Origin of the sequence: Paenibacillus sp. FSL R5-0470 (genome assembly GCF_037975205.1) — a bacterium.
Classification (GTDB): domain Bacteria; phylum Bacillota; class Bacilli; order Paenibacillales; family Paenibacillaceae; genus Paenibacillus_AQ.
In genome coordinates, this window is the sequence record NZ_CP150238.1 from 799,915 (window position 1) to 819,588 (window position 19,674).

Consider the following 19,674-nt stretch of genomic DNA (forward strand, 5'->3'; position numbering starts at 1 on the left):
TCAAGTTAGTAGAAACGCCGCAGCAATTAGGCGCCACCATATATAAACACGACGCAACCTCGAGGGGGTTGCGTTTTTTATTTGGCGGATTGCTTAGAGGACATTGATAGAAAATAGGTAGGACCTAAGGAGGTAAGCGCTATCTTTATACCTATAAAGACGCGACGTGAAGGCCTTCATGTCAACAAGTGTATACCCAATGTCATTAATTATCTATTTGAAAGAAAGGCCACTTTTCATAATGTTACTATAAGGACATTGACATATGTTATAAGCTTCTATGACGTGTCGGAATCTCGGAAGGGAGGAAAGAGCATCGAGGTAAGCTGAAATGGAAGCGCATACCATTTAGGAGATTGATGTTTCTTGACTCAAGAATCAGAAGGGAGTTCGTACGATATGAAGAGGAGTAGACAATGGGTAGCTCTCGTCATGGTTGCGATCATGATCGTAACGATGATGCCGATCGCGCAAGCGGAAGAGGCGCTGCCGCCTACACAGACAGAGGAACAGACACCAGCGAACCCGCCGGGCGAAGCCTATCCGGTCGAGGTGACGATTCCATCAGACCTACCGGGAGCGGGTGCGGAGGGTGTTATTGCGTCAGTGTATGGGGCGGTATATCACAATCTTGCAGCAGGCTTATCTTATGAGTGGTCGCAAGAGCCGGAAGCTTCCTATCCGGATGAAGGCAACAAACTTACGGATGGTATATATGGGGCAAGCAATAGATCCAACGTAGCATGGGTTGGACATCATTTGGGTAAAACACGCGAAGTTGTGTTTGATTTGGGGGCGAAGAAATCACTCACGGGTATTAAAGCCAATTTCCTCGAAGATTGGCCAACGAACAATGTACTCGTGCCACTCACGGTATCGATGTACGTCTCCGATGACAAGGTGAACTGGGGACTGCTCAAAGACAATGCCACGCAGAAGCTGTGGAATGATGGTAAATACACGGAGACCTATGTGTGGGATGGCAGCAAGGACGGTATTAAAGCGATCGGCCCAGATGCGAAAATCGCGTATGCTCGGTACGTGAAAGTAACATTCACAATGCATACGCGTGCAATGACCTTCGTGGATGAGATTGAAATCCTCGGTGAAGAGGGCAAAGTTGCCGGAGCCGTAACTGTTCCAACGCATACGCCGAAATTCTTGGCGGCAGGCGAAGCGACAGCGGGTATAGAGCATCTTGGACTTTTGTATAACGGGCAATATGCGAATGACTTAGGCTTCTGGACGAAAGAACGGATCATTCCGAACATTAGTTATGTCGATAAGGACGGCAAGATTAAGGATCGACTCTTCGACGGCGTCCTGTATCTTGGCATTAACTCTCCAAATCCAGGTCGTGATTTCGGCGGGCGGGCTTATCTGGAAGATTGGCAATGGTATCTGGATAAGACCTTTGCGGTAGGCGGTGATATGGATGCGTTAAACGCAGCGGCTAAGGAAGTATCCGATGCGCTGAACGAGTCTGGCGTGAAGGAAAAGGTTGTCCTCATGATTCCGGATCCAGGTGAATCGATCACTAATTTCGGAGCTATTGAACAAGGTGGAGAATCGCTGAACTTTAATGATTCCGTTGGCAAAGAGAAAGCCCTTGCGAACCGTGAAAAAGCAGTTCAATGGTGGCTGCAGCAAGTCAAATCGAGATGGGAAGCAAAAGGTTATGCTAACCTCGAGCTTGTAGGTATGTACTGGTTCGAAGAGCAAATCAGCACAAGCCAATCCGGACCGGATCTGATCCGTTCGGTGAGCAGCACCCTGCATGACATGCAAATTAGCGGCAAGGACCTGAAGTTCTTCTGGATTCCGCACTTCTTCGCTTATAAAGCGTTCATGTGGAAGGATGTCGGCTTCGATGCGGTGACGATCCAACCGAACTACTTCTTCGAGCCGACGGATATCGAGCGCTTGGAGGATTCTGCGAATCTGGCGAAGCAGTATGGCATGTCCAATGAACTCGAGTTCGATGATCGGATGCTGACGGACGGCGTGTTCCGCGAGCGGTATATCGATTACTTGAACAGCGGTGCGAAGACAGGGCTCATGAAGGATGGCTTCAAATCGTATTACCAAGGCAACAATGCAGTCTATAACACCGCGGTAAGTAATGATCCAGCGACACGCGTTCTTTACGACTGGCTGTATCAATTTGTTAAAGGAACGTATCAGGTCAACGAGGCTCCGCCTTCCGAGGTAGACGTGCAGATGAACGACAAGCCGTTCCAGAGCGGGATGAGGCTGCCCGATTCAGAATCCGTAGCCTTTACATGGAAGCTTAGAACGGATGATGGTCTGACGAAAGTGACGGCGACGTATGACGGCAAGCCTTATACAGCAGGTACCGTTATTCCACTTGCAGGCAAGCTTGGCAAGCATGAGCTTAACATTACCGTTACGGCGGGGCGTATGGTGATAAAGTCATATGTTATCGAAACAACGACGAATGCATCTGGTATGAAAGCGTTAGTCGAGCGCTTCGAACAAGCGAAGCAATTTACGAATTCTGCAACGGTGCGTTCTTTGAACAACTATTTGGAAATGATGAAGCGCTATGAAGGGAAAGATGCAGCGCAAGTCACCAAGTATCTCCAAGGCTTTAACGCAAAGCTGGATGAATTCAAGAAGGCGGGTACGATAAAAGATGAGGCGTACAATATGCTGAAGGAAAGCGTCTATTACCTAATAGGCAATTTGGCGCAGAATAAAACGGTAGAAGCTTCGTCGACCGAAGGCAATAATGTGAATTATGCACCGGCTAAAGCCGTCGATGGATTCCCTGCTTCAAGATGGGCGAGTGAATACGTGGACAATACTTGGTTCCTGGTCGATCTCGATGAAGTGAAGGAAATGGATACGGTTCGAATCGATTGGGAATATGCTCGTGCCGATAAATACAAACTTCTTGTGTCAAACGATAAGCAGAACTGGATCAATGTCATGCCAAATGACGGAATTATTACCGCGCATGATGGCAAAGAAACGATTCAGTTCAACCCGGTCAAGGCAAGATACATGAAGTTACAAGGCATAAAAAGAGCAACCGATTACGGATATTCCATCTACGAGTTTGGTGTCTATAACCTCTCGAGCGCTGTAGACGTGAAGGGCATTGAGGGCATACAAGTAAAGGTTGACGAGGAAGCGAAAAAAGTAACGATTGATGGATTGCTGATGAATGGCGTCCTTACAAATGTGAAGTTGAAGGTGCTTGATTCGAAAGGCAAGGTTCATCTCGAAGATGAGACGAAGAGTACAGTCGCGGGAAGCTTTCAATTCACATTCAAACTTACGGGTAATTTAAAAGGAACCAATGAGGCGTATCTATCGACTGGCTATATGAGCGAGCCTGTAAAAGTGACCTTTGAATACTCAAAAGAAAACCCGGGTAAAGGTCACGATAAGTAATGGAGAAATAATCCATCCAAGCAGTAATACGATCCGCGCTGAAACTTCCTGTACCGGTTATCGAATTATCTGTCCGAGTAAGACTAATAACTGAAGTAAGAACGTTTGAGGCGTAACATAACAAGCCGATTAGGTACCAGACCACGGGGTCTATACCTAATCGGCTTGTTTCTATGTACAGTATCAAGATATTATTCAGGTTTTAGTGGGATTGTATTATGTATTGTATAATAGAACGACTGCCTCAACAGGTATTTATAACATAAAACATAGGAGGATACATGTCCTGGAGCAAATTGAAGCAACAACTGGAGAGTTTTCTCTGTCCTGCGTTATACGGCAGGGTTGAATATCGCGCAAGTAGTTACCGTTATTTACCTGATAAATCAGGGAATTGTTATATTTCGGTAGATAAAAAGAACGTACTTAATATGAATGATAGAACTAGCTCAATTAGATGGTATCAGACGGAGCAGGAGATTAAGAATGATTCAGATCTTCAAATTCCTATCAACCATGAAGACATTGAAGCGGTTAGAAAAGATAGTAAGGGGATCATCCCGGAGGATCGGCTAATAGTCATTGCAAGAAGCAGAAAAAAAATATCAGAAGTTGCAAAGGAGCTTTTGTCAGCACAGACATCATTAAGTAAATCGAACTTTATTGTTATAGCTACTAAGTATTTATCTATTTCCATAGAGGAGAGCTTAGAAAGCGACGATATCTTATTGAATATTCTAGCTTTAGTGGACAGACGAGTTGGGAAAAAGCGAATTTTAAACATGAGCGAGAAGATGAAGTTAAAGCATCCAATTGTGCAATATTTTTATGAACTAAGGCGTAGTACATTATAAAAATAAATAACTTCATTGAATATTCAAGAAACACTCTCTACAAAAATCCCTAATTCTACGCGACTTCTTCCCACCATAACAATAGCCATGATAATGAGAGGGATGTTCGCATATGGTGCATATGGAATCGGAGAGTGTCGCTCTACTGGTAAGGAAGGATACAGTGTTATGAAATCCTTATATTTATTGGACTTTACGGACAAGTATGAGGAAAAATCGTTATTGAAGAGATGGCATCATTGCCGTCTCTTTTTTGTTTCTTTGGTCACTTTTTTAGCATTGCTCTGACTCTGGTTCCCGCTATGGCATCCTACGATCACGAGCATGAAAGACTGCACGAAAATTAACGTTGATGCTTATGTTTAAGCCCTCTCTGCTCAGCTAGGTGACGGGAATCATAGACGTATTTGCGTGAGGTTGCTACGATGTTCCATGGAAATTAAGTGAAAGTGATCACAAGAAATTACAGAAGGAGTTATTTATCGTGAAAAGAATCGTAACACTGAGCACCCGCAAACTGATGGATACCGCAAAACACGGCGGATGCGGCGCATGCCAGACATCTTGCCAGTCCGCTTGTAAAACTTCCTGCGGCGTTGCAAACCAGAAGTGTGAAAATGCAATGAACAGATAGGATTCGGAATTTTACCGCCCATTGCTCTGCTGATGGGCGGCTATTTTTAAGAAATGGATACTATCCCTAAAGGATGGCCAAGCCGTTTCTACTTGTGTGCAAAAGGAGCTTGATTAGTAAGTATGATTCATCAATATAAACTAAACGGATACAATATCGTGCTCGATACCTACAGTGGCTCGGTGCATGTTGTTGATGACCTAGCATATGAAATTATAGCGGATTATGAGAAAACTTCTGTCGACCAAATCGTGACAATGATGTTAGAGAAATATAAGCATGATTCCAGCATTTCCGAGAGTGACATTCGAGAAACCATCGTGGATATCGAGGAGCTTATAAATGATGGTCAGCTTTTTACAAAAGATGAGTATGAGAACCTCTCGCTTGATTTGAAAAAACGAAAAACTTATGTTAAGGCGCTCTGTCTTAATGTTGCGCATACCTGTAATCTATCATGCGACTATTGCTTCGCTAGCCAAGGGAAATACAACGGAGATAGGGCAATCATGAGCTATGAGGTTGGACAAAAAGCTATCGATTACCTGCTTGAAAATTCGGGTCATCATCGAAACCTGGACATCGACTTTTTTGGCGGGGAGCCGCTTTTGGCTTGGAAAGTGGTTAAACAGATCGTAGCTTATGCAAGAAGCAAAGAACAAGAATACAAAAAGAAGTTCCGCTTCACCTTCACGACGAACGGAATGCTGCTGAACGATGAGGTCACCGAGTTTTTAAATCAGGAAATGTACAATGTCGTATTAAGCCTGGATGGAAGAAAAGAGGTTCATGACCGGCTTCGCCAAACGGTTAACGGAAAAGGCAGCTACGATCATATTGTTCCGAAGTTCAAGGAATTCGTTCGTAAGCGCGGGGACCAAGAGTACTATGTTCGAGGAACCTACACTCGTAACAATGTCGATTTCACCAACGATATATTTCATATCGCAGACCTTGGTTTTGACAAGATCTCGATGGAACCAGTCATCTGTGATCCAAAGGAACCCTATGCACTTACCGAGGAAGATCTCCCGGAGATATACAACCAGTACGAAATTCTTGCCAAGGAAATGATCGGTCGCGGTGAACAAGGTAAAGGGTTTACCTTTTATCACTACATGCTTGACCTCTCGGAAGGACCTTGCATCCAGAAGAGAATCACTGGCTGTGGTTCAGGAACCGAATATCTTGCTGTCACCCCCTGGGGAGAGCTTTTTCCTTGCCACCAATTCGTCGGGGATGAAGAATATAGCATGGGAAACCTCTGGGATGGGATCACACAACCTGAGCTGCAATGTCAATTCCAAGAGAGCAACTGCTACTCGAAGCCGGAATGCAAGGACTGCTGGGCGAAACTCTACTGCAGCGGTGGTTGTCCTGCCAATGCGCTGCACGCAACGGGTTCCCTGGTCGGAACCTATGACTTCAGCTGTGACGTCTTCCGCAAAAGAGTCGAATGTTCCATGATGGTGAAGGTTGATGAATCTATTAGAGCGATGGAAGGGCAACCTAGCTAGTTAACGTAACGGACGAAAAAACTCTAACCGAGAAATAGACACTTTTAAATAAAGTGCCTTTCTCGGTTTTTTTGTATTAACTAGAACTATGATCATAGATCGTCTTCTCCATGGGCAATCAGGATGAGGAATTCAAAATGTGACGGCCTAATCTGTTTAATAGACAGAGAGGGCTTTTTTTATGTGCGAATCCATGATGTTTTCTTTGAACACAAATATATATGACTAAAGTCATATTAAATTCGTGATTTAGCGTATTTTTTTGTCGAAAAATAAACTATTTTCTAGTAAATGTCGATATAATAGGATAGAAATCTTCTTTTCTGTAGTAACTGCAATTACGGAAGCGTTAACAATTATATGAATAGTCATTCGACAAGGAGGAAAGCGATGTTAAAAAAGTTAGGCAAGATTGGATTGGCATTTATTTTGGTCATTGGGCTGCTGCCGATGATTTCACTCCGGGCATACGCTGCCACACCCTCATTCACCAAAACGGTGGATTTTCCCATTCAGCCTCCAGTTACAAACGCCTCGGGTAAGAATGTTTCTGATGTTGATGTTCTTCCTGACGGAAGTACCGCAGTAGTGTTGAACACATTCGCTTATCAAAGTAATTCCTACGTTTATACTTATTTTTTGAAGATTTTTGACAGCACGGGAGCTCCTAAAGCGGATGTTCCTCTAAGTAACTTAATGGATACCTATTACCAAATGATTGATGTGAATATGCTTGCGCTAAGTGATGGAAGGATTCTGATTACTTACCATAAAAGCGACAGCGGCGATAACAATTTGCAATTGGGAACCGTTAGGGAGAGTACTCCCAATGCCTATTTCATGGTGCTAAACCAGTCAGGACAAAAGGTGGTCGGTCAGACACAGATTAATACATACTCTGCCACCAGTACCCCGGCACTCACGCGCTTTGTCTCTATAACGGAATTGTCTGACGGCAATATAGTTTTTTCCTGGCAACGGAACGACAATATTAGCACGGCTACGCGTGTGTTCACTGTTGAGGGTAACCCAGTTTCGGGAGAAACACTTCTGGTTTCCCATAATGCGAGCATGTCTAATGTATCCGCTGGAGACGGTGTATATATGGTTGCTTACAATTCAGGAGTAGGACCCCAGACGGATACTGTTTATCTGAAAATATTCAGTAATAGTGGGACTCTGTTAAATACGATTAATAAAGGAATAAGAACGGATGAAAAACAGCTGTTTCTATCCACGTTGAACAACGGGAATTTCATGTTCAGCCAATATAACTATAGAAACGACTCATCAATGGTTTCTTTATATGATAAGAACGGTACGAGTAAGGGTGATTTTACAGTAAGTGGCTCTCTAGGCGAATCTTCGGCTGCTATTTATAGGGGTGGTGCAAACCCGGGCTTTGTAACCGTAAGTACGGACCCCACTTCTACCAATGCCATCAATGATGCGTACAACAACTTTAAAGAATGGTCGGGAACGCAGTATGCTTACCTGAATTATTATGACAATGACGGTAACTTAGTCTTTACATCGGATCAGCCGGTGGATTCCGCTCCGGTGGCTATGCAGGGTTTCAATGAAGCCACTTGGATGTACGCTGTGGAATATTATCCAAGCTTCAAATTGTATCCCACCTTTGGTGACAAGCTTGTCTTGGTGACAACCGATAATACGGATGCTGATCATTATAGAATAACCGCTAAAATATTTGAGACGGGAGCTCCGGCACCAGCGGCTATCATTGACTATGCGGCTGAGCAACTGACCGGACTGACGCCAAACAGCGCCTACTCGGTTAACAACGGTACAGCGGTAACGGTGACAGCGGATGGTAAGCTGGCTATAGACAGCAGCTGGTTGGGAACGTCAGTGAGCATCGTGAAGAAAGGCGATGGCTCGTCGACAACGGATAGCCCGGCACAAACGCTGACTATTCCATTCCGTCCAGGGGCACCGACTGGTGTAACGGCGACGAATGAAACGGCGATAAGTGCTAACGATGGTACATTGACTAACGTAACAACTGCGATGGAGTATAAGAAGGGTGTGGCGGGTACTTGGACGAATATTTCAGGTGCAACCGTAACGAGACTTGATCCGGACATGTACTATGTCCGGACAAAAGCGACGGTGACGGCGTTTGCGTCAGAAGCGAAGAGCGTGACGGTGGCTACGTTTGTGGCAACACCGGAAGTGACACCGGCAGCCATCATTGATTATACGGCAGAGCAGTTAACCGGTCTGGTGCCAAACGGCTCGTATACGGTGAACGGTACGGCAGTAACAGCGACAACAGATGGTAAGCTGGCCATTAACAGTGGTTGGTTGGATACGTCGCTGAGCATCGTGAAAAAAGGCAATGCCTCGACGACATTGGATAGCGCGGCGCAGACGCTAAGCATTCCGCCACGTGCAGAGGCGCCGACTGGTGTGATAGCGACGGATGAAACGGAGATTAGTGCTAACAATGGTACATTGACGAACGTGACAACCGAGATGGAATTCAAGAAAGGTACAGCAGGTGTATGGACGAGTGTAGCAGGTGTAACCGTAACGGGACTTTTTCCGGACACGTATTATGTGCGGACGAAAGCGACGACTACGGCATTTGCTTCAGAAGCGAAGATCGTGACGGTGGCTACGTTTGTGCCAACGCCGGAAGCGGCACCGGTAGCCACCATTGATTATGCGGCTGAGCAGTTAACAGGTTTAACGGCAAGCGGCTCGTACACGGTAAACGGGGCTTCGCTAACAGCGACAGCTGATGGCAAGCTAGCTATTGATAGCATTTGGTTGGGGACGTCATTGAGCATCGTGAAGAAGGGCAATAGTTCTACGACAACGGATAGCACAGCGCAGACGCTAAGCATTCCGATCCGTCCAGGGGCGCCGATAGGTGTGACGGCGACAGACGAAATGGCGATAAATGCTAATAATGGTACATTGACGAACGTGACAACCGAGATGGAATACAAGAAGGGTGCGGCAGGTGCATGGAAGGATGTGACGGGTGTAACCGTAACGGGACTAACTCCGGACACGTACCATGTGCGGACGAAAGCGACTGGGGCGGCATTTGCGTCAGCTTCAGTGCAAGTAGCGGTGGTTGCTTTTGTAGCAACACCGGAAGTGGCACCGACAGCTGTTATTGATTATTCGGCTGAACAATTGACAGGTCTCACGCCAAACAGCTCGTACACAGTAAACGGGGATTTGGCAACAGCGACAGCTAGTGGACAATTAGTTATTGGTAACAGTTGGTTGGGAACGTCGCTAAGTATTGTGAAGAAAGGCAATGGCTCGACGACAACGGATAGTGCGGCGCAGACGTTAAGCATTCCGTCCCGTTCAGGGGTGCCGACTGGTGTAACGGCGACGGATGAAACGGCGATAAATGCCAACGATGGCAAATTGACGAACGTAACAAACGCGTTGGAATACAAGAAGGGCACAGCAGGGGCATGGATAGATGTGTCGGGCACAACCGTAACAGGATTAACTCCAGACACGTACCATGTACGGACGAAAGCGACGGCGACGGCATTTGCGTCAGAATCGAAGAGCGTGACGGTAGCTACGTTCGTGCCAACACCGGAAGCGACACCAACAGCCGTCATTGATTATGTGGCAGAGCAGTTGAAAGGCTTGACGCCAAGTGGCTCGTACACGGTAAATGGTTCAGCGGTTACGGCGACAGCAGATGGTAAGCTGGACATTAATAGTAGTTGGATAGGAATATCGCTAAGCATCGTGAAGAAGGGCAACAGCTCGACGACAACGGATAGCGCGGCGCAGACGCTAAGCATTCCGTCCCGTTCAGTGGCGCCGATTGGTGTGACAGCTACGGGTGAAACGGGATTGAACACAAACGATGGTACGCTCATCAATGTTACTACTGCAATGGAATACAAAAAAGGTACAGCAGGTGCATGGACAGATGTACCTGGTACAAGCGTGACGGGGCTTACTCCAGACACGTATTATGTCCGGACAAAAGCAACAACGACGGCATTTACCTCGGCTTCGGTGCAAGTGACGGTATCGGCATTCACGAAAATACCAGAAGCGACACCAGTGGCCGTCATCGACTATGCTACTGAACAGTTGGCAGGCCTGACACCGAGTGGCTCATACATGGTAAACGATACAGCGATTACGGTGTCAGTAGATGGCAAGCTGGAAATAGATAGCAGTTGGTTGGGAACGTCACTGAGCATCCTTAAGAAAGGTGACGGTTCAACAACAACGGACAGTGCGGTACAGACGTTAAGCATTCCATCTCGTGCAGCGGCTCCGGTAGGTGTGACTGTTACGGATGTAACGTACAATGGGGCTAATAACGGTACCATTCAGAATCTGACAGTCCAAATGGAATACAAAATAGGCAGCACTGGTCTTTGGACAGAAGTTACAAACACAATGATTACTGACCTTGCGCCGGACACGTATTATGTTCGGGAAAAGGCAACGGCAACAGCATTCGCTTCTATTGCTGCTCAGGTTATCGTTCATGACTCGAATGCGGTCATTCCGTCCGCGCCTGAAGTCACGGCTGATGATCTGAACAATACGATTGTTGGTCTGGACACAAGTATGGAATTTTCAGTGGACGACGGACCATACGTACGGTACGACGGAACTAACTCCCCAGACTTGAGTGGTGAGCACATTGTTAAGGTACGGGTGGTAGCTAGCGGGTCCGTTCCGGCGGGACCGGCAACTACGCTGACCTTTACAATTAATATGCTTAACCCTGCGGGTGGCTTGAACGTGATTGCCATCGATCCAAGTGGCTCGGCCAATAACGGCTATACGCAAATCACCGTTACGCCTGCACTGGCTGAAGGACATAAGCTCTTTTATAAGAACTTTGGCGCTGGTAGCATCGTCGTACCAAATGTGGGGGATGTCCTGAATGGATACACGCTTGTAGGCAGTGAAGGATTGGTTCCTGCGGCCAATGGGGATACGATTGGTATTGCAGAGGTAGATGCTGACAGCAAGGTGGTGAAATACGGTAGTGCAACAGCAGCTGTGGCAGCTGATACCGTAACACCTGGTACTGATCCGGTCCGCCCAGGAACCGGAGGAAACTCGAATAGCGGAACAACCCCCGGTAATGCGAACACAGTCATTACCGATGTGATCGTCCTTGTTAACGGTAAGGAAGAGAACGCGGGCAAAGCAACAACAACGGCCTTAGGAAACGTGGCAACAACTATTATCGTCGTTGACCCAGCTAAACTCCAAGCGAAGCTGGACGCGGAAGGTAATGGGGCGGTGGTGACCGTTCCGGTGAAGCAGGATTCCAACATCATCGTCGCTGAGTTAAATGGTCAAATCATTAAGAACATGGAGAACGCATCGGCTACTCTAGTGTTTCAGACAAGCAAAGGTACTTATACTTTGCCAGCCGACGAAATCAATATTGATGCGTTAGCTAAAAAACTTGGAAGCGGCTTGAAGCTGGAAGATATCACACTGAAGATTACGATCAGCGAATCCTCAGCATCCATGAACCAGGTAGTGGCGGGTGCGGCAAGCAGAGGTGGCTTTACACTCGTTGCACCGTCACTAGATTTCACTGTTACCGCTACTTACGGTACATCGACAGTGGAAGTAAGTCAGTTCAATGCTTACGTAGAGCGGATAGTGGCACTTCCAGGTGGTATTGCTCCGAATCGGATTACGACTGGAGTCGTTGTGGAGCCAGATGGCACAGTGCGCCATGTTCCGACCAGATTCGTTCTGAAGGACGGCAAATACTACGCAGTTATTAAGAGTGTGACGAACAGTTCGTATTCCGTGATCTGGCATCCGCTGACTTTTGCGGATGTGGAGAATCATTGGGCGAAGGACGCAGTGAACGATATGGGATCTCGTCTAGTAATTAATGGAATGAACCAAACGACGTTCAACCCGAATGCAGATATCACCCGGGCAGAGTTCGCAGCGATTATTGTACGCGGTCTGGGACTGAAGCTTGGAGAAGGGAAGACAGCATTTGCAGATGTGCCAGCGAATAGCTGGTATGCAGGTGCGGTTGAAACGGCATCCGAGTACGGTCTGATCACTGGTTTTGAGGACGGGACATTCCAGCCGGATGCTCCAATAACTCGCGAGCAAGCCATGAACATTATCGCCAAAGCGATGAAGTTAACTAGCCTTGCGGACCAGACTGGAACAGTGGATGCGACAAGCGTACTTGCTACCTTTACAGATGCAGGCAACATAGGTGTCTGGGCTAAGGATAGTTTGGCGCTTGCAGCCAAAGCTGGTTTGATCAGCGGCCGTGGCGATAATAAGCTGGAGGCAAAGGCGAATGTCACCCGCGCGGAAGTGGCAGTTCTGATTCAGCGGCTGTTGCAGAAGTCGGGGCTTATTGATTAGATCATGATGAAAAATGGAGAGGCGGATTCAGCTTAGGGCTGAATTCGCTTTTTTTGTTGTTTGGTTGATATAGTTTTCAATTTATTTTTTTGGGGTTTTATAACATTTTGTTTTATATTCAAAACAAAATGTTATATTAACTTTACATTTTGTGTGCTTCGTATTACAATGAATTCGAAGGGGGTTCCTATATATGTATTATTTTGGAATAGTGAAAAACAAGGTATATTTACTACGAGCCGAGAAGAGGTGGTCACAGACCGAGTTAGCTAAAGAACTAGGTGTAACAAGACAAACTATTGCTGCGATTGAAAATAACAAATTCATTCCTTCGCTGGAGCTTGCATTTTCCATAGCATATATATTCCAAAAGGATCTTAATGACGTATTTAATTTTGAGCCTTATGAGGAAGATGAGGGGGGGAACAAAGATGAGTAGCTTGATAGCGGTGATTATTATGTTGGGCATGCTAATAAATCTCATATTTCTTATCAGAGAAGGAAAAGATGAGAGATGGAACATTATTACAAATAGACCGCTTAATTATGCTTTTTCTTTGCTTTTTATAGGCTACACTAGTATCACATTAATTGATACCAGGTATAAGTTTAGCGTATCTACTTTTAAAATGGTCTATGATTACCTTTTTGTTGGTGCACTTGTAGTCTACATTGTTCTTCTGATTATAGAGAGAAGACGGTTATCTTAGGTGAGGTGAATACGTCCCTCCAAAAATGAAATCGACTCATTATCTACTAGTTGATCTACTGGATCGCTCGAATCATTTGAGCCCACTTATTCTTATAAATCAAAGTCACTATTATCACTCATCAAGTATTAATGGTAACTCATCTTCAAGCTGTAACAGTAGTTACGATTCATAAAGTTATGCTAGTGGTTCTTCTTCGTATTGTCAGACACATAAGGAATTAGAAGGAAAGAATACGAAGGTGAACTCTGTGGAACAACCTATGTTTGAGATCGAAATACTTAAAGGTGAAATAGAAAGCTTTACAACACAATTTGATGATTTGGGAAAGTGCTTAAGAAGTTGGTTGCTTGATCGGTAATCCTATCTTTCTATGGTAAGATACCGGATATTTCAGAATGGGTTGTGTCCAAGGGATGACGAAACAAGAGATAACAGGGATTGGATTCGAGAGTTTTGGGATTGGGCAATTTTTTGAATTCCACATGTATTCGAATGGTAAACTTGAATTTGAGGGTGTACATATCAGTCGTGAATTGAATGGGAAATATGAAGGTTTTATTCATCCAAAGAAAGTACTGAAATTGCTTGCTCATATTGAAAGGCAACGGTTTGATGATCTTAATTATGATAGACCAATTTATGGCGTTGATTGTGAAATTGCAACTATTACCGTTCACAGGGGCACGTGGACAAAGAAGGCTAGAGTGGTTATTGGGGTTGAGCCACCTGAGCTGAGGGCTATTACTAGATTAATTTTGTGGCTGTTCGATCAAAGTAAATTGACTAAGGTTTAATGGAATTTATTGCCCGGTATATAGTTTCTCATCTTATCATCCGGAGCGTTCTTCATGAGAACATAAATCTATTGTGAAATATTTGTAAAAAAAGCATCCTCCAAAAAATGAGAGAATGCAATTTTTTTGCGGCTATACGTTTTAGAATTCATAATTATGAAATTGTTCAGTCATTTGGCGGAATTTATTGAACTAGCATACTCTAATTAAAACTCCGAGTTAAATACCCATACAATTTACTCTCCACCGAATGCTCCAATACCAAATCCATATGCACAACCGATATGGAAGTATCATTCTTGTCAACCATAGACGCCTGAACAGCACTTTCTTGATCAGGATGTGCTTTACCCAGATAATAAAACTCCGTTCCGTCCGCATCGTCTTTTTTCACAAATACATGAAGGTCGATGTTTCGTTGGTCTGCCTCAAGTATCGTTCTAACCTCATCGGATTCAAGGGTTCGTCTACTTCTTGTGGACCACTTCAGAATCTCTGGACTCACAAATTCCTCCTGATAGTTCGTACTTGCTTCGACCTCGTCATGCTTGTGATACGTTACAAAGATCGGGCAGGTCTGGTGCTTCGTCTTGTATCCGTACATGGTAGAGCTTTCGTCGCTATGCCAATTCAATAATTTGCAGGTATCTTTGCGGGAGTATTTTTGATACAGAGTCAGTGGCTCGCTGCATACATACTGCTCATTTTTGTGAATTGCGGTTTGAACAATATCTGTGATTATTTCTCTAAAATAAGCGTTGTTCTGTAAGGACTGTGCCATCTTCGGATGAAATGCAAAATTCTGATCTGCAATGAACTCTACGATAGCGGCATTACCATATTTCTTCCTCATCGCTTCAGTGAAAAAAGACAAGTCGAGAATACGTTTTGCTGAATCGATCGTTTCGGAATCTGTTGAGCAACCACTTTCTTGCAGGGCATTTATGTATTCTTCATATGTAACCTGATCATTTACTAATAGTAGCTTTAACAGTAGGATCTCATGTTTGCGTTTTCCATTAAGAATCTCGGCGGACATCATCATTATAATCATTTTCTCTTGTTCGGATAGATGTGGCACGGTTTCATTGATTCTCTGCAAAAAGTGATAATAGCTAAAGTGTTCCTCAGTAAAGATCAGTGGATCGATCGAATCGTTGTCAAGGAAATCGATTAATCGGGGGATTCGATTCAACCTATTTTTGAGTTGGAAATATTCTTCTCTAAGAATTTTAAGCGCTGTTAAATTGCTGTTGCTAATCGAGCGGTAAATTTGTTGCCTTGCAATCTCTTCGAAATTGATTGTTGAGACGCCTTTAATATAACTGGTGTCCTTCATATGACGACGGATATTGTCCTTGTTCTGCGACCTATCTCCGGAGAGGGCTACCGGAATCAAATAGTTGTTCTTGTAGTTACCTATAAAGTCGATGATAGTGACGAACTCTTTATCCGAGTGTTTACGAAGACCGCGTCCTAACTGCTGAACAAATACAATGCTAGATTGGGTTTGACGCAGCATTACGACCTGGTTAATACAAGGAATATCGATACCTTCGTTAAAAATGTCTACCGTTAGAATATAGTCGAGATTTCCCGCTTCAAGATCTGTTACACACTGCATACGGACTTCCTGAGAGTCATCTCCTGTTAATGCTTTTGTGCGATAACCCCTTGCATTTAACATGCGGGATAGCTCTAAGGTTTCTTCTTTACGACTACAAAAGATTAATCCTTTTACCGTTTCGCCGGAGTGTCCGTAATATTCCATTTTCTCGATTAGGTAAGAAACCCTTTCGTTCGTAACCAATTGAGAGAGCATCGTTGTATCGTCGATCATTCGGTCGTTGTATTCAAAGTCAGTGACGCCAAAATAGTGAAATGGACACAGCATATCTTCTTCCAAAGCTTCCTGCAGACGAATCTCGTAGGCAATATTATAGTCGAATAACTCGTAGATATTAAAGTCATCCGTTCGTTCTGGAGTTGCAGTCATGCCAAGCAGGAATTTTGGTTTAAAATGCTCAATAACTTTAAGATAAGAATTGGCTCCAGCTTTGTGGACTTCGTCAATCAATATGTAGTCAAATACCTTAGGATCAAAATTTGCTAAAGTTAATTCTTTAGAAATCGTCTGGATGGTGGCAAAAAGGTATTTCGCATTTGTATCTCTACTGTTACCGGATAAAATACCGTAGTCGCTATCTCTTCCCCCCATAATTCGTTGATAATCAGTCATAGCCTTGTGCAAAATTTGTTCTCGATGTGCAATAAATAGCATTCGACTTGGTGCGAAGTTCTTTGCGTCAAAAGCAGAGAGATAGGTTTTTCCTGTTCCTGTTGCCGAAATAACCAATCCTCGATGTGCTCCGGTGCTGCGAAGAGCTTGCAAATTCTTTAGTGCACTTAGCTGCATTTTATTGGGTGAAATTGTACTAAAGACAGTTTGCGGGATCGCTTCAGGAATCAAGGGTAGCGTCAATTGATGGTTATGGTTTGCTTTTTGAACCCCATCATAGAGAACTTGATAAGCTTCGATCCATCTATCCGTCAGTGGGACAGCAGTTTCCCATACTTTTTCGAATTCATTATGAAACTGCCCCAGTAGACCCCCGTGCTTAAAAGAGGTTAGCTTCACATTCCATTCATAGTTGGCTTTTAATGCAGCAGCGGTCAGGTTGGAGCTTCCCATAATGATAGTGGAATGATCTTCATGCTCAAAAACGTATCCTTTGGCATGAAATCCACTTAGATCCGTCAAGCGCACGCTAACATTTGTGATTTTTAGTAGCTCTTTATAGATTTTGGGTTGATTGAAGTTCAGATAATTTGAGGTTAGGATTTTGCCTGTTATCCCGCGCATTTTTAGATCAGCCAAATGCGACTTCAAGGTGGCTAGTCCACTCTCTGTAATAAAAGCAACGGAAAAAATAAAGGACTGGCAGCGATCCAGTTCTTCGAGCAAAGGAGTAAGAACAAAATCGCTGGTCTCTTTATTATTGACTAGAAGCCTAGGCTTGTATTGATCCAAAGAGTCCTGTTGATGGTCAATAAACGCCCAATTTAATGTGCTTTTTAAATGTTGAATAGGATTGTCCATGTTATATTGTCAGCTTCTTCTGAATATTGTGTACAGCAGGAATATCAGCAGGCGCCCAATCTAGTGACATCAGTTCATGCGCAGATAACCACTGGATTGCAACATGTTCAGTTAAGGTAGGCGTCCCGCTTAGTAGGTGGCAATAGAAAGTAGTCAGATGCACAAAGCCAAAATCATACTCATGCACGGTAGTCTCAATCTCTTCACCAATTTCAATCACGCAGTTCATTTCTTCGTTAATTTCGCGTTTAAGCGCAGCCTGTGGCGTTTCGCCTTCTTCGATTTTGCCACCAGGGAATTCCCACTTGTAAGCTAGTGCTTTAGTAGCCCCGCGCTGTGCACAGAGGATCTTATTATTCTCGATGATGACAGCTCCGACTACGTAGATATGTTTCTTCATAAGTTCCCTCCGGTTATGCAGTTTAGTATTTATGAAATCAATTATGCGTTATAACTCTATTCTATTATAGTTTTGGGGATTTGGGCTACTGAGGGATATTATGAAAGATTTCTGACAGACTATTCATCGAATGAATGATAGCATCTAGTGAATACGAAACCTATTTATCATGTATGGGAGAATCGATAATGAAAACTATGCTACGTCTTTATCATGAAGGAAATACGGATTACCATTCAACCTTTTTTGATTTGATACATGGGGACACAGAGACGAAGCAGACCAAAGGACTCTCATACCTATTTTCAAGATATCCTAACTTGATACAGCTGTTTTTAAAAGAAATTAATCGTCTGACTAAATATAAGTATCCAGAATTTAAGCAGGGAATCGATTTTGTCCAGGTAGACGCAGAAATGTTATCAGCTGGAGAAAAGAAAATAAGACGCGATATTACCTTGTCTTTGTTTCAAGGAAACACTAAAAAACTAGTTATAATAATTGAAGCCAAGAGCGTAAGTGCTTCTGTACTGCAAAAGGATATCACAAGGCAGCTGGAGTCGTATCTTGATCCAACAAATTTTCCGCTCGATGCTAATGTGCCTAAGGTAGGTGTAACTTTAACAAAGTATAGAGTGCTTCATCCACCTGAAACTGGATTTGTCAGTCTTACTTGGACAGACATTTTAGAATTAATAAATGATGTAATTAGTCAAGAGAAAAGAAGAGGTGAGGATGTAACAGTTGCAACAGAATTTATAGATTTTATTAAAGGGGTGAGAAAAGGAATGAAGTACTACGAGGTTGAAGTTCTATCGGTTGCTGCGGGTAAGACGTATGAGTTAACGAAAAATTACTTTATTCATGCGTGCCCACATACTGCGAAGGGTTTTTCATATAAAACTCCAATATATATAACTTTCAGATCTAGTGGTGGTGGAGAAATGGAGTTTCTATATAAAATTGATGAGATTGTTGTTCTCGATCCTTTGTCTCCTTCTCTCAACGCTTTATTAGAAGGTGTACAGATAGATTTTGCTACTAGAATTAAAGAATACATATCAAATCGTATAAATGGTGGATATGGATTTAATCATCCGGGAGAAGAGTATCGTTTTTATAATCTTTGTAGTAAAGGCGTAATTCATTTGAAGCATCTACCCAAGCCGCAGATTAATAACTCTGGTGCACGATACTATTCTATCGCTGAACTCATAAAGGGTGAGAAGGTAGTGTTTGTGGAGAGCCAAGATCGGTAAATGCATCAGGTAAATCAGCTTCAAAAGAGTCGCTATCTCGTAAGCGGACATATATCAAACTTTGTTGGAGATTCATCGTATAAAGTTGTTCACACCGGACATTCATCCCATGTGGAGAGTGGCTGTGTTGGTGAGCGATGCTGTGAAAAATGTAGTAGTAGATCGTGTTGAGTCATAATACTGATGGTGCGGAAGAATAAAATACAGATAAAAATATTGGAGTAAATGATTGAAGACGAAAAAGCGAGAATATCATCTGACGCATTAGAATCAGGTATTCTCGTTTTTTTATTGATTTTTAACTTGATATTTAATTCCTAGAAAGTTGACCATGAGATTACTCGCAGTATACTGGTCAATTTGTATCTCCAGTGTCAACTAAATCAATAATCTCTCGAATATCGGTAATCTCTAATGACTCTGCTATTCTAATAATATGATTAAAGTTAATACCTTCTCTTTTATTGTTGGCTAATTCGCTCAATGCAGCATGTCTAACATCGGATATTCTTGACAACTCTCGTAGAGAGATACCATGCTTTTTCGTCAACTGAGATATTTTCACGATAACTCTCTTTCCCACTAGAATC

Annotated in this window: 11 protein-coding genes; 8 read left to right on the forward strand and 3 right to left on the reverse strand. The window is 43.7% G+C overall.

Going from position 1 to position 19,674, the window contains the following annotated elements; translation table 11 throughout:
* Positions 1-399 precede the first annotated feature (399 nt).
* From MKY99_RS03530 to MKY99_RS03560, 7 genes are all read left to right on the forward strand, one after another.
* Positions 400-3,420: a DUF4855 domain-containing protein gene (locus MKY99_RS03530; protein ID WP_339268682.1), complete on the forward strand. Its 3,021-nt coding sequence runs from the start codon at positions 400-402 to the stop codon at positions 3,418-3,420.
* Positions 3,421-3,701: 281 nt separating this feature from the next.
* Positions 3,702-4,274, forward strand: coding sequence for a hypothetical protein (locus MKY99_RS03535; protein ID WP_339268684.1), 573 nt, complete (start codon positions 3,702-3,704; stop codon positions 4,272-4,274).
* 484 nt (positions 4,275-4,758) lie between these two features.
* Complete coding sequence (gene scfA, locus MKY99_RS03540) at positions 4,759-4,908, forward strand: six-cysteine ranthipeptide SCIFF (protein WP_076098734.1); 150 nt, start codon at positions 4,759-4,761, stop codon at positions 4,906-4,908.
* 122 nt (positions 4,909-5,030) lie between these two features.
* Positions 5,031-6,425: a thioether cross-link-forming SCIFF peptide maturase gene (gene scfB / locus MKY99_RS03545; RefSeq protein WP_339268686.1), complete on the forward strand. Its 1,395-nt coding sequence runs from the start codon at positions 5,031-5,033 to the stop codon at positions 6,423-6,425.
* A 390-nt stretch (positions 6,426-6,815) separates the two neighbouring features.
* Complete coding sequence (locus tag MKY99_RS03550) at positions 6,816-12,818, forward strand: S-layer homology domain-containing protein (RefSeq protein ID WP_339268688.1); 6,003 nt, start codon at positions 6,816-6,818, stop codon at positions 12,816-12,818.
* A gap of 193 nt (positions 12,819-13,011) precedes the next feature.
* Positions 13,012-13,257 carry a helix-turn-helix transcriptional regulator gene (locus MKY99_RS03555; RefSeq protein ID WP_042184818.1) on the forward strand — a complete coding sequence of 82 codons (246 nt, stop codon included), beginning with the start codon at positions 13,012-13,014 and terminating at the stop codon, positions 13,255-13,257.
* 687 nt (positions 13,258-13,944) lie between these two features.
* Positions 13,945-14,325, forward strand: coding sequence for a DUF6438 domain-containing protein (locus MKY99_RS03560; RefSeq protein WP_156113051.1), 381 nt, complete (start codon positions 13,945-13,947; stop codon positions 14,323-14,325).
* Positions 14,326-14,527: 202 nt separating this feature from the next.
* Here MKY99_RS03560 and MKY99_RS03565 read toward each other — a convergent pair whose 3' ends face one another.
* Positions 14,528-17,425: a DEAD/DEAH box helicase gene (locus MKY99_RS03565; protein WP_042184824.1), complete on the reverse strand. Its 2,898-nt coding sequence runs from the start codon at positions 17,423-17,425 to the stop codon at positions 14,528-14,530.
* A 1-nt stretch (position 17,426) separates the two neighbouring features.
* Positions 17,427-17,825 (reverse strand): (deoxy)nucleoside triphosphate pyrophosphohydrolase, encoded by a 399-nt coding sequence (locus tag MKY99_RS03570; RefSeq protein ID WP_042184825.1) that lies wholly within the window; start codon positions 17,823-17,825, stop codon positions 17,427-17,429.
* A gap of 188 nt (positions 17,826-18,013) precedes the next feature.
* On the opposite strand from MKY99_RS03570, the gene MKY99_RS03575 reads away from it, so the two are divergent.
* Complete coding sequence (locus MKY99_RS03575) at positions 18,014-19,084, forward strand: hypothetical protein (protein WP_339268692.1); 1,071 nt, start codon at positions 18,014-18,016, stop codon at positions 19,082-19,084.
* Between the two features lie 355 nt (positions 19,085-19,439).
* Here the strand turns inward: MKY99_RS03575 and MKY99_RS03580 are convergent, their stop codons facing one another.
* The gene (locus MKY99_RS03580; protein WP_076120142.1) at positions 19,440-19,667 is read right to left on the reverse strand and encodes a helix-turn-helix transcriptional regulator; all 228 of its coding nucleotides are present in this window, start codon (positions 19,665-19,667) and stop codon (positions 19,440-19,442) included.
* Between the last annotated feature and the right edge of the window lie 7 nt (positions 19,668-19,674).